This is a genomic window from Neptunomonas sp., from assembly GCF_016744175.1.
Taxonomy (GTDB): domain Bacteria; phylum Pseudomonadota; class Gammaproteobacteria; order Pseudomonadales; family Balneatricaceae; genus Neptunomonas.
This window is the reverse complement of record NZ_JADGEV010000069.1, coordinates 1-11,667: the sequence shown is the minus strand read 5'-3', so window position 1 is coordinate 11,667 and position 11,667 is coordinate 1. Positions and strand designations below refer to the sequence as shown.

General features: G+C 43.3%; 13 protein-coding genes and 1 tRNA gene. 1 reads left to right on the top strand and 13 read right to left on the bottom strand.

The window, feature by feature from the left end:
* From QZZ55_RS20055 to pilM, 13 genes are all read right to left on the bottom strand, one after another.
* Positions 1–85, bottom strand: an 85-nt coding sequence (locus QZZ55_RS20055) for a prepilin-type N-terminal cleavage/methylation domain-containing protein (protein WP_366512357.1), incomplete at its 3' end; no start/stop codon positions are given.
* Positions 66–569, bottom strand: coding sequence for a prepilin-type N-terminal cleavage/methylation domain-containing protein (locus QZZ55_RS18980; RefSeq protein WP_293268995.1), 504 nt, complete (start codon positions 567–569; stop codon positions 66–68). The genes QZZ55_RS20055 and QZZ55_RS18980, both read right to left, overlap by 20 nt.
* Positions 570–594: 25 nt before the next feature.
* Positions 595–1,104: a type II secretion system protein gene (locus tag QZZ55_RS18975; RefSeq protein ID WP_293268994.1), complete on the bottom strand. Its 510-nt coding sequence runs from the start codon at positions 1,102–1,104 to the stop codon at positions 595–597.
* Between the two features lie 70 nt (positions 1,105–1,174).
* Positions 1,175–1,684: a type II secretion system protein gene (locus QZZ55_RS18970; RefSeq protein WP_293268993.1), complete on the bottom strand. Its 510-nt coding sequence runs from the start codon at positions 1,682–1,684 to the stop codon at positions 1,175–1,177.
* Positions 1,677–2,906, bottom strand: coding sequence for a type II secretion system F family protein (locus QZZ55_RS18965; protein WP_293268992.1), 1,230 nt, complete (start codon positions 2,904–2,906; stop codon positions 1,677–1,679). Before QZZ55_RS18965 ends, QZZ55_RS18970 begins: the two co-directional genes overlap by 8 nt.
* A 2-nt stretch (positions 2,907–2,908) precedes the next feature.
* Entirely contained in the window at positions 2,909–4,672 is a 1,764-nt protein-coding gene (locus QZZ55_RS18960) for a GspE/PulE family protein (protein ID WP_293268991.1), read from the bottom strand.
* Positions 4,673–4,687: 15 nt separating this feature from the next.
* The gene (locus tag QZZ55_RS18955) at positions 4,688–6,115 is read right to left on the bottom strand and encodes a tetratricopeptide repeat protein (protein WP_293268990.1); all 1,428 of its coding nucleotides are present in this window, start codon (positions 6,113–6,115) and stop codon (positions 4,688–4,690) included.
* Positions 6,112–7,029: an AAA family ATPase gene (locus QZZ55_RS18950; protein WP_293268989.1), complete on the bottom strand. Its 918-nt coding sequence runs from the start codon at positions 7,027–7,029 to the stop codon at positions 6,112–6,114. The genes QZZ55_RS18955 and QZZ55_RS18950 overlap by 4 nt, the downstream gene beginning before the upstream one ends.
* A 37-nt stretch (positions 7,030–7,066) precedes the next feature.
* On the bottom strand, positions 7,067–8,674 hold the full coding sequence (gene mshL, locus QZZ55_RS18945; RefSeq protein ID WP_293268988.1) for a pilus (MSHA type) biogenesis protein MshL: 1,608 nt from the start codon (positions 8,672–8,674) through the stop codon (positions 7,067–7,069).
* A 27-nt stretch (positions 8,675–8,701) separates the two neighbouring features.
* Positions 8,702–9,031 (bottom strand): hypothetical protein, encoded by a 330-nt coding sequence (locus QZZ55_RS18940; RefSeq protein WP_293268987.1) that lies wholly within the window; start codon positions 9,029–9,031, stop codon positions 8,702–8,704.
* Complete coding sequence (locus QZZ55_RS18935; protein WP_293268986.1) at positions 9,024–9,683, bottom strand: hypothetical protein; 660 nt, start codon at positions 9,681–9,683, stop codon at positions 9,024–9,026. The genes QZZ55_RS18940 and QZZ55_RS18935 overlap by 8 nt, the downstream gene beginning before the upstream one ends.
* The gene (locus QZZ55_RS18930; RefSeq protein ID WP_293268985.1) at positions 9,676–10,281 is read right to left on the bottom strand and encodes a PilN domain-containing protein; all 606 of its coding nucleotides are present in this window, start codon (positions 10,279–10,281) and stop codon (positions 9,676–9,678) included. Before QZZ55_RS18930 ends, QZZ55_RS18935 begins: the two co-directional genes overlap by 8 nt.
* A gap of 3 nt (positions 10,282–10,284) precedes the next feature.
* A complete protein-coding gene (gene pilM / locus QZZ55_RS18925) occupies positions 10,285–11,190 on the bottom strand; it encodes a pilus assembly protein PilM (RefSeq protein WP_293268984.1) in 906 nt (301 codons plus the stop codon).
* Positions 11,191–11,397: 207 nt separating this feature from the next.
* Between pilM and QZZ55_RS18920 the strand changes: the two genes are divergently transcribed.
* Positions 11,398–11,473 (top strand) — tRNA-Phe (locus QZZ55_RS18920).
* The last annotated feature ends 194 nt before the right edge of the window (positions 11,474–11,667 follow it).

The following is an 11,667-nucleotide window of genomic DNA, read 5'->3' as shown; positions in this document are numbered from 1 at the left end:
GCACCACGAGAGAAATGCTAATTATTACAATGGTAAGAATAGTCTCAACCAGTGAGAAACCAGATTCAGAGACAGGAGCCTTCATACGCAAAGCCTGTAGGTGAAACACATGTTAAACGGTCACCCGCAACAACTAATGAAAGACTGGCAGTTATGGCAGCAACAACAGGCGAGGTCAATTGAACAAGATCACCATCATCGCTGTAACGCAACGATAACGTGTCGCCTGTCGATAAATTCCCAGAACTAGCGCCGGAGGTAAATAAGAAAGTGTGATCGCCTTCTAACTCATAAGTAAGTGTTTGAGAGGCAAACTGCAGTGATACATCCCAATCATCCGTTGCCGCGCGAGTAATACTTAACTGCACGCCACTACCTTGATGTGCAACAGCTGTGCGCTGTGCTAATCGTAAATACGATAACACTTGTTGCTGGAATATTGACTCGCTAAACGAAGAGACATTGCCTAAACGCGAAAAGGCCACTGCGCTTATAATCCCTAATAGGACAAGTACAGTGACCAACTCAACTAGCGAGAAACCTGATTGTTGACGTAAGCGGTTCTTCATATCAACGTCATATCAAGTTAACTGATTATGGGTTAATCGCGCTTACTTCACCATTGTTCGAATCATAAGCGATGCTACGCACTGTAGGGAGGTTATTTTGATACGCATAAGTACAAGTAGTACCTGCAACGGTTGCGCGATAATCTGATCCAGCCGCTGTAGCAGCAGAAGGAGCACTAGCTTGCAATACAGAATCCCAAATAGCTACACAAGCCGCCGCCGTTAGCGCTGGTACAGGCGTTACTCCACCAGTAATAACAGCCGCATTAGTTCCAGCAGGAAAACGGGTCCCATTAACAATAATATTTGTACCATCAACTGCTACCGTATCACCAGTCCCAGCATTCTTAACTATTGCTTGAGCCTTTACCAAAGAAACAGCTGCACCTAGTGCACCCGTAGAACCCTGTACAGAGGCACGATGAGCATCTGTAGTGACATCAATAAAACGTGGCAACGCCACCGCTGCTAAAATACCCAGTAGTGCAATGACTACCACTAACTCGATAATTGTAAAACCAGCTTGTCGCTTCATTATTGCCACTCCGTTTTTGACTTGGCGGGCATCGCCATACTTCTTGAAATTTTTAAGCGCAAGTAACTACCTACGCTCCAATGTCCCAAACAAACGGTTTAACCGCTTGAATCGTAATACTATAAACAGCGCCGTTCTTTTGGTTATCGGCTGATCTGCCATTTAATTTAAGCACAAATCTAAGATTTCGCTGGTTCTCACCCTCAATTTTTAAATTTTTATTGCGCTGTACCCGATAAACCAGTTGATTTAAGGCTTGGTCAAAATACCAACGGCCCTCAATAAGCGTTTCCTTTACCTCTCCGTCGTACTGTTTAGGTAAGGGAAAAATCCACTCAAAAGGGTTTTCGTGCAATAGATCTTTTGCCTTGCCTGGCGAGCCTTCAATGTAAAACTTTGCCAGTCTTAAATTTAACTGTTGGCGTACCTGCCCCAACATGCCATAAACAGCAGCGCGTTCAGCTGATTCAGCTATTCGATTAAGTCGCCCAGCAAGTACACCGTACAAAATAGCAACCACAAGCAAGCAGATAACAAGCTCCAACAATGTGAAGCCTTTCTGCTTTATGTGACTAACCATTAATAGTGGTGCTTAATTCCCATAACGGGAGGAATACACCTAGCGCTAATACCAATACCATGATGCCAATCGCCACAATCAAGATAGGCTCGATAACACTCGATAAATTCTGAAGGTCATATTCAACTTCTTCTTCATAAAAATCTGCCACATCAGCGAGCATCTTATCGACCCTCCCTGTTTCTTCCCCAACAGCGAGCATTTGCATAACCAGAGGGCTAAACATACCCGTCCTGTGTGCTGTTGCCGCAAAGCCTTCTCCTCGCTCAATCCCTTTACGCATGTCTGCTACTTTCTCTCCTATGTATCGGTTCCCCATCGCCCTAGAGACAATAGACAACCCTTGCTCAATAGGGATATCAGCCTTTAACACAACACTAAAAGTACGAGCAAAACGTCCTAACATAGCACGGTACAAAATCCCGCCTACTATAGGAAAACGTAGCTTGATTTGATCCCATTTTCGCTGCCCGTTCTCTGTTTTTTTCCAACGCAAAAAGAAGTAGCTCGAAAGCACCAAGCCGCCCAAAATAAGGTGCCACCAATCCACAGTAAAATCAGAAATAGTAATGAGCAAACGGGTCTGCCATGGCATCTCGCCACCAAAGCTTTCAAATACTGATTTAAAGGCAGGGATAACAAAGACATTGATGACACCTAATGCCAGAGCAATTGCGATCATGACGAACATGGGATATCGAGTTGCCTGCTTAATGCTACGCGCCGTTTTACGCTCTAGATCAAGATATGATGTCATCTGGCTGAATGCTTCATCTAAGCGACCCGTATTTTCACCTACATGGATCATACTGACGTATAAGTCGGTAAATAATTTGGGGTGCTTACTTAAGGTCGTTGATAGCGTGTTGCCTCGTTCTAAATCATCAACAACTGTATTTAGTGTACTTGCTAACAATGGGTTACGTATGGTGTTTGCCAAGCCTCGCATACCACTCGTAATAGGCACACCTGCACGTGTCAAACTTGCCATTTGGCGGCTGAACATAATCAGCTCGTCCGGAGTAACACGCTCAAAAAAGCTTATGTGCCCCGCTTTACTGGTTTTTTCACCATCGTCTTCTGGGTTGAATACCTCGACCTTTACTGGCGTAATACCCTGCTCTTGTAGCTGAGATGCAACGGCTTCTTTACTTAAAGCTTCAATGCGCCCCGACGCCGCAGAACCATCTCGATGGCGCCCTGAATATTGAAACGAAGCCATATTTACTCCAGCTCCAGATGACTATCAACTTTAGACGGCTCAACCATATCGTGATAGGTGGACTCTTCCATTTGCTCAGTCACTCGAAACACTTCTTCAAGTGACGTAATACCTTTTGCCGCTAACGCTAATGCACTCACTACTAGTGGCTGATAGCCTTCGCTTGCCTTGGCTGCAATAGTAAAAGCAGAATTATCATTACGGCGCATCGCATCGGCCATTTCATCATTAATCTCTAACAACTCAAAGATGCCTATTCGGCCCTTGTAGCCTGTGTTATTACAGTAAGTGCAGCCTTTACCATGCTTAAGCTCAAGCGTTTGCCCTTCAATACTTTCGCCTTTTATGTCCAACCACACTTGCTCTTGAACATTCGGTGCATAACTTTCTTTGCAATTTACACAAATTCGCCGTACTAGCCGTTGAGCAAGAATCCCTCGCAATGCGGTACCCGCAAGATAGCCTTCAACACCAATATCTACCAACCGCATTGCACTAGAAATTGCATCATTCGTATGCAGCGTAGATAGCACAAAGTGCCCCGTCATTGCCGCTCGCATGGCTATGTCTGCTGTTTCAAGGTCCCTGATTTCACCAACTAACAGAATATCTGGATCTTGACGTAGACAAGAACGCAATACTTTTGAGAACGTCAAACCTATTTGTGTATGCACCTGTACTTGATTCACCCTAGAAAGCCGATACTCAACAGGGTCTTCTACGGTAATGATTTTTTTCGATGGGTCATTTAGTTCGTTTAAAGCACCGTATAACGTTGTTGTTTTACCACTACCTGTTGGGCCTGTTACCAATAAAAGCCCGTGAGGTTCGCGAATAATTCTCCGTACCTTAACCAGCATCTCGGGCGGCAAACCTGCTTTATCTAGATCTATAAGACCCGCACTTTGATCGAGTAAGCGCATTACAACTGATTCACCATGTTGAATAGGCAACGTTGAAATACGCACATCCACATTGTGATTTTTAACCGTTATATTGAAGCGGCCATCCTGAGGCAGTCGTTTTTCAGAGATATTAAGCTCCGCCATTAACTTCAAACGTAAAACCAACACCGAAGCAATACGCGTTTCCTTCATTACATGCTCATGAAGGACTCCATCAACTCGTTGGCGAATGCGTAAAACATGTTCATCAGGCTCGATATGAATATCAGATGCTCCCACTTGTACTGCATCTTCAAACAAGCTTTTTAGCAACCGTACTACCGGTGCATCCGTTTCATCCGTTGCTGTTAATCGCGACAAATCAAAGCTATCTTCAACAATATCTTCACTCAACTGATCTGCTAGAGAATCGATATCATTCGTACGGCGGTACATTAAATCTAACGTTTTGAGTAGCTGGCTCTCAGCAACAACCGCCAGCTCAATCGTTTTTGGTAATAAGCGTTGCAGCTCATCGAATGCAAATATATCTAGCGGATCAGACATCCCAACCAGAAAGTGGTCTGGGTTTTCTTTAAGCACAATAGAACGAAAACGACGCGCATGCGTTTCTGAAAGACGTAAAACATCCTGCTGATTAAAATTATAATGAGACAACTCAACCAAAGGCACGCTCAATTGCTGCGCAAGAAACTCTAAAAATTGTTGTTCATCCACATAACCAAGCGACACTAAAGTGCGGCCAAGCTTTTGACGAGTTTCTTTTTGTCGTGCTAGCGCATCCATCAACTGCTGCTCAGTAATGACACCGTCCTGAACCATCAGGTCGCCAATGCGAATTTTCATCTTTGGTGATGCCATACTGTGTAACCCTTTTTATTGTAACTGCATTAAGCGCTGTGACTGCTGTCGCGCATACTGCTTTAATGACTGGTCTACATTAGGAACTTGTAACGCCGATTGATAGGCATCCAATGCTTTTGAGTGCTGTCCTAGATGCTCCAAAGAAACACCTAGATTAATCCACCATCGAGCCTCTTGCGGATTCAATCCCAATAGACTCAAATAACGGGCAACGGCTGCGCCATGCTGCCCTATTTGCTGATAACCTGACGCCAACAAATCTAAATAATCTTCTCTACTTTGCCCTCCAGGATACTTCTCTAGAAGCCGTACAGCATCCGTGGCCTGGCCTTGCTGCAACAGCAAACGCGCTTTCAACAGTGACCATGAGAGGTTACTTGGCGCTTGCGCCAGAAGGATATCTGCTGCTGAGTAACGCTCTGTCGCTAAGTACAGCTGAACAAGCAAATACTGGCTTTGCAAGGAAGAAGGGGCTTGTACTATATAGTCTTTCAATAAACTTTCCGCCTCACTAGAACGCTGCTGGCTGAGCAAACGTCGAGCACTTCGCACTGTTGAACTATCAGTCGGTAGGGTATTAAGCGATTTTTTCCATTGTCCTGCCTGTAGTTGTTGCGTGGAAGAAGGTTCTGCAGGCGGCTCTTTTTCAGGCTTGATAATAGCAGCGTGAGCTACTTGAGGTTGCTCACTTGGTGACTCCTCCATTGTCGGTTCTTCTACTTTTGCTATGATATTTTCATCAATGATAGTAGAGGGTTCTGCATCAAGAATTTTCACAGTGACAATTAAGCGTGCAGGATTATTTTTCAAGCGTGGTTTAAACGCTGCAGGGCCACTGGCTATTAACTTAAAGCGGCTCTTCCCTTTCTCTGTTATTACTTCAATAGCAGACATTATAGACGCATCAATATGTGGTAAGTCTGCTAGAAACTGTGAATTTTCAATAGCAATATCCAAACTGCTATCCGTTTTCCCATAAAGAACAAACGGCTTTACTTGGTCTATCCAAAACGTGAAGTACCCTTGCTCTGGGGACTGCATTGTCCAATTAATTAAGCTGATATTCGCCACAGTAGGTGTAGACGGATGCGTTGCATTCTTTGCTGTAGCTACAGATAATTGATCTACGGAGGAAGCGTCTACTTTATCAGCAGTATTCGCATTAACCGGTTGCTCTCTTTCCTCTACTGGACTGATGCTTACTGTTTCAGTTTTTTGCGGCTCTTGATTAAACCAAGAAATTAGCTGGCTGCGCTCGTCTACTTTGCTGCTAAGTTCTGTTGCAACAAAGTACAATGCAGCTCCAATCATCAACACAACCAGAGTAATCCATAGCCAGCGCCCCTTTTTTGCCGCAGGCGTCGCAACGGGCCGATAGCCCGAGGAGTCTCCCCTCTTGCGCTCATCTAAATCGCGTAACATATCATTGACGAGGCTCATATCAACCCTCGCATAAGCGCCCAATAAAGCAACCCACAAAAAGATCCTGTCATAATGGCGGAGCCTAATAACCACTTAACCACACCCGCTATTGCAGGAATATCTACACCTTCGGTGTCATTGATCGCCTTAATAACATGCTGTTTTTTTATGACGCTATCGCCTAACCCAAACGCGCTCATTAAAGACTTATGAGCCAAGATATTAACCAAGCGAGGCACCCCTTTTGAGGCTTTTGCTATACAACGTGATGCAGGTGGCGAAAATAAAGATAGCCCTTCATACCCCGCTCTATTGGCTCGTTGCTCAAGGTAGTGGCCTACCGCTTCAACTGACAATGTCTGTAAACGATAACTAAACGTGATTCTCTGTAGCAGCTGCCTTAATGATGCCCGGCTCAGTAGCTGATCCAACTCAGGTTGCCCAAAAAGAACAACTTGGAATAATTTCTCGGATTCAGTTTCAAGATTTGTCAGTAAACGTAGAGCTTCAATGCTCTCTTCCGGCATGGCTTGTGCTTCATCAACGATAAGCACTGTATACATACCCTCTTTAGCAATTTCAACAAGACGTAAATTGATTCGATTTACTAGCTCAAAATCAGGTAGCTCTAAGGCATTTTCGATACCAATTTCAAGAGCAAAATTGCGCCTTAAGGCTTCGGGACTTAAATAAGGATTGGGAATATAAGCCGTGATACACGGCTCTTCATCTAAAGTATTCAATAAGGTACGGCACAGCATCGTTTTCCCGGTGCCAACTTCACCCACTACTTTAATAAAGCCATCACCGCTTCCTAACGCAACTAACAATAAGTTCAGAGCTTCTTGATGCGTTGGTAACTGCAAAAAGAAATGCGTATTCGGCGTTAATGTAAACGGCAGCTCCCGCATTCCAAAGTGATCAATGTACATAAGGGATTAATCCACCACTGTTATGCTGAGTTTCTTTTTAATGGTTTTTCAGTGACTGAAACCCATCAAGACTGCGCTGTAGTTCTTGCTTCCAACCTGTCTCATTCGCGATAACAGGCCTTAACAGTATAACTAGTTCGCTTTTCTGAGAACCCTGACTTCGCTGTTGAAATAACTTCCCAAGCCCCGGGATATCTCCCAAACCAGGCGCCTGAGCTAACGTATCACTGCTACCAGATGTCATTAGCCCGCCAATCACGATCACCTGTCCACTGTTTGCTTTTACTACACTATCTGATTCGCGAATGGAGCTTAAAGCCAATGGAATATTAAATTTTTCTGCACCCACACTAATCAATTTTTGCTGGTCTTCTACTTCGCTGACAGAAGGATGTATATGCAAGATGATTTTGTTATCGGCACTAATTTGTGGGGTAACATCAAGAGCGATCCCAGAAAAGAAAGGCGTTAACTCTACCGATGGGGTTGTTGTTGTCGCTGTCCCCGTTGTTGTTGTGTTTTCAATCTCTGTTACAAAAAACTCATCAGAACCTACTTTAATCACTGCTTTCTGGTTGTTCATAGTAGAAACACGGGGGCTTGATAGCACCTGCACGTTTCCTTGAGTTCCCAAGAGTTCGATCAAAGCAGTAAAGTCATTCAAACCCAATGCAGCACTAAACACACCGCCAAGTCCATTCGGATTAGTGAGCCTATCCGTACTTTGTCCAAACGCTGTAGTATTTTTTGCATTAATCCGACCAACAGCCGTCCAATCAATGCCCGCCTGGAAACCATTATTCAATGTCACTTCAAGAATTTTTGCTTCAATAACGACTTGACGCCCTAGGATCAACTCTGCTTTTTCTAGGTACTCGCTTACGGTTTGTTGTTCGCTAGGAAATGCTCTTACAACAACGACGCCGGCTTGAGGTGTCACCACTACTTTTTGGCCTTCATCACTACCTATAATGGTGGCCAATGTAACCTGTAGCCCTCCCCAAAAGTCTGTTTTACTGCGCGTACGGATATGTGTACCCACCAATGCTCCCGTAGCATTATTATTAGAAGAACTGTCATCATTTGAAGAAGAGCTATCACTTCCTGTCGAACTGCTTCCCGCATTACTGACAGATCCCGCACTTACAGACGTTTGAGACTGCCCCTCACGCTGAATATCAAGGTAGTTTACTTGGTAAATCTGAGTCTCAAGAATAGCAGGAAGCACTTGATACAAATTACCTATGCGCTTGTATTCATAACCGTAAACATCTCGCACCGCTTTCATTACTTCTGCTACTGTCACATCCTTAAGTTGCAATGAGATATCGCCACTAATTGCCTCATGCACAATCATGTTATAGGGAGAACCCTCAACGAGGCCCATAAAGAATGTTCTAGCCGATAGCTGGTGTGCAGACACATCGAAACGCTCTTCCTCAACTTTCGCTAAATCATCTAAACGCAATGGAGCCAAAGAAGGTAATGCAGGCAATGAAGCTACTTTATTTTTTCTGTCTGATTCAGCTAACACAGCCTGAAGAATTTTCTCTGATTCTTTCAAGGGTGGCTCTTGTGTCACATGGCCAATAGATTGACATCCCACCAATAACACAGCAGTAACTAATACCAGATGTTTATACATATACTTCATCCGTAAACCTTATTACTTTTACCGGCTTTGCTTTAGCCCTTTTTTATTAGAAAGAGGAAGCCAGCGCTGACTATCTCCGGTATTAATTAAAACCTTATCATGATCAATACGAACAATTTTGGCTCCCTCAACATGCTCACCAACTGAAGCTTTTACACCATTGATGATAGCCCATGCCGCCTTTTTTCTTTTCAGAATAGAAGTCACGTTAAATATAACTTCTTTTTGCGAGGCCAACACGGTCGTCACACCCTTCGACTGATAAGGCTTTGTTGGGTCTTTCATTTCTGAGCCGGCCCATAGAGCCGCTGAGAAGAACACAACTAAGAAGCCAATGAACTTAACCACCTAACCACCCCTCAACAACACTTAGCGTATGTACACGTAAAGTCACTTCAGATTCGGGGAACTCAGAAACCTTAAAATCAAGCGAGTCCCAAAAAAACGATGATGACAAGCTTTCTAATCGAAGCAAGTAATCATAAATATCTGAATACCCTCCTCGTAAAACCACTTCAAATCCATGCGAATACACATGTGCATTTAGAGAATCATCAGCGTTATCATCCTTTTCAGATGATAACTGTAAAGGCTCCAAAGGAAGAGACGAAAGGCGCTGTAAGGTAATACCTTGTTTCTCTTCTAGCACTGTTTCCAGTACCCCACTCATTTTCATTGGATCCATTAGGTAAACTGAACGTTGCTTTAAAAGAGCCGTTAGTTGTCGATCGACATTTTCTAGGTTTTTAACTTCATCTCGTAATGGTGCAGAAGGGTCCATATTTAAAGCGTGGGTAAATGCATTAATCTCCACATCATAGCCGCTCAATCTGAGCTCTTTTTGCTCAATACTACTAGCCAACTTAGATGATTTTTTCATTAATGGCTCAAAAGCCAGAATAAAGAACAGCACGATAATAACAATAGATAATGTAAATGATAGCAGCACTCGTTCGCGCTTATTTAAAGCATTGAACTTGGCAGATATAGAACTACTCATACTCTCCCCCTGCGACTAGCCCATGAGCGTTAAACAAGTATGCATCAGACTCGTTTCGTTCAGTTTCTAACTCAGCAAATTTAATATTTTTAAAGAATTCTTGTTGAGCAAGCGTCCTCAAAAAAACTGGGATTTGCGATGTATCCGCGCTCTCACCTGATAAATCTAATACTGTTGCTCCTGAAGCCATCTTAAATGAAGTTAACCATAGTTTATCGGGGGTGCTATTGGAAAAAGCCAACAACCCTTCAGAAAAGCCCTTTCTAGACTCTGGCTGGATGGTCTCTAATAAACTTGAAAGGCTTTTCTTAGATGCTACCGTTTGTTGCAATAGCTCATGATACGCAATTAATTCTGGATCAAGCTTTCGCTGGCTCTGCTGAGTTGCAAGGCTTTGTATTGTTCCTTGGAGCTGCTTTTCTTTTACGAGTAATACTTGGAGTCTCTCTTCTGACTGCTGTGTATTAAACCATAGCAAACCAGTAATGAAAGAACATAGCAACAACAAGCAGCCGCCTCCAATCATTACAGAATTTAAACTCAAAAAATCTCGTTCAACTTTAGGCCTAAGCGGTAACAGATTAATTCTTTGCTTCATGAGTTACCTAACCGTTTCATTTCGTAAAGCAGCAGCAATTGACAAAAAACATCTCTGCTGAAGATCAATAGTTAGAGGTTGTTCAGAGTCTATCACGTCACTCAGATCTAAAGATTGAACATCAGCTCCGAGATTATCCCGCAACTCTATCATTAAAGGGGTTTCGCCTACCTGCAAAGGCATAACAACAATACGTAGGCATGGAGGCTTACCTATTTGGCTCTCGAAATAATCCATCGATCGCTGTAAATCTAAAACCGCATTCTCCATTTGAGCAGTATGGCTATAGGTCAATGCCCTTGATAAATATAAGCTTCCCAATGACATCATATTAATGATGCTTTGCTGTTCATTTAAATACAAAATAACAGTACCCGCTTCAGCCTCACTTAAATCCTCAGCGACATTCAGCAAAGCCATTTCTGGTACGTCTATAAACACGGGTTCAAGATTTATGCTTTCTAACCAATCAACCCGCTTTTCTACCAGGCTTCGCTCTGCAGCAACAACATAGAGCATTTTTCCACGGCCTTTAAAAGCATCCTCTGGCAGTTCAAAAAAATCAATAATAGCATCGTCGATTGAGTACTGAATTAAATCTTTGACGCGCCAGGATAACGCTTCTTTGAGTTCATCCCGAGGAACTTCAGGCGCTTCAACCAGTAGTAACTGATATTCCCCAGCAGAGAGAACAAAAGAGCAACGGCTACCAGCCAAACCAGCACTTGCTACTTCTGTCGCCACAGGCTGAGCATTATTAAGCGGGTCCTTAATAGAGAAAAAAGCGGCATTAGATAATTTCTTCTTAGTACCCACCATCGAAACCGATGCAATAGCTACACCCTCAGCAGTTATATGAGCAGCAACTAAACCTGTTCCTTTATTGTTCTTCTTCCTGAACCCCAACAAATCAGCAACTCCTTCTTACATCAATTTAATATCGTGACACAGATAGTAAAATATTGAGCAGTAAGTGAAAGCTCATTGTATACATAACGGCAGACACTCATAATAGTTTAGGCGACATAAGTTATTTAGCTATCTGAATTACATAGAAAAAGAGAGAATAAGCTTGATCTAAAGAGCACTAAATGATTGAATACGCACCTCTTTGATGCCCGGATAGCTCAGTCGGTAGAGCAGAGGATTGAAAATCCTCGTGTCCGTGGTTCGATTCCGCGTCCGGGCACCATCAATTAAGCCTTGCTATTTATGCAAGGCTTTTTTGTTTCTACGCTACAAGGATTCATTAACACACTCTCTACTTCAGTCGCTTTATTCAATTATCCACTCCAGCCACAGGCATTAGCTCCTCCAAACATCTCAAACTCAGTCTCTGAGCATTGAGGTACTTGATATCGTCTCCCTTTCTGATCCAATATAAAG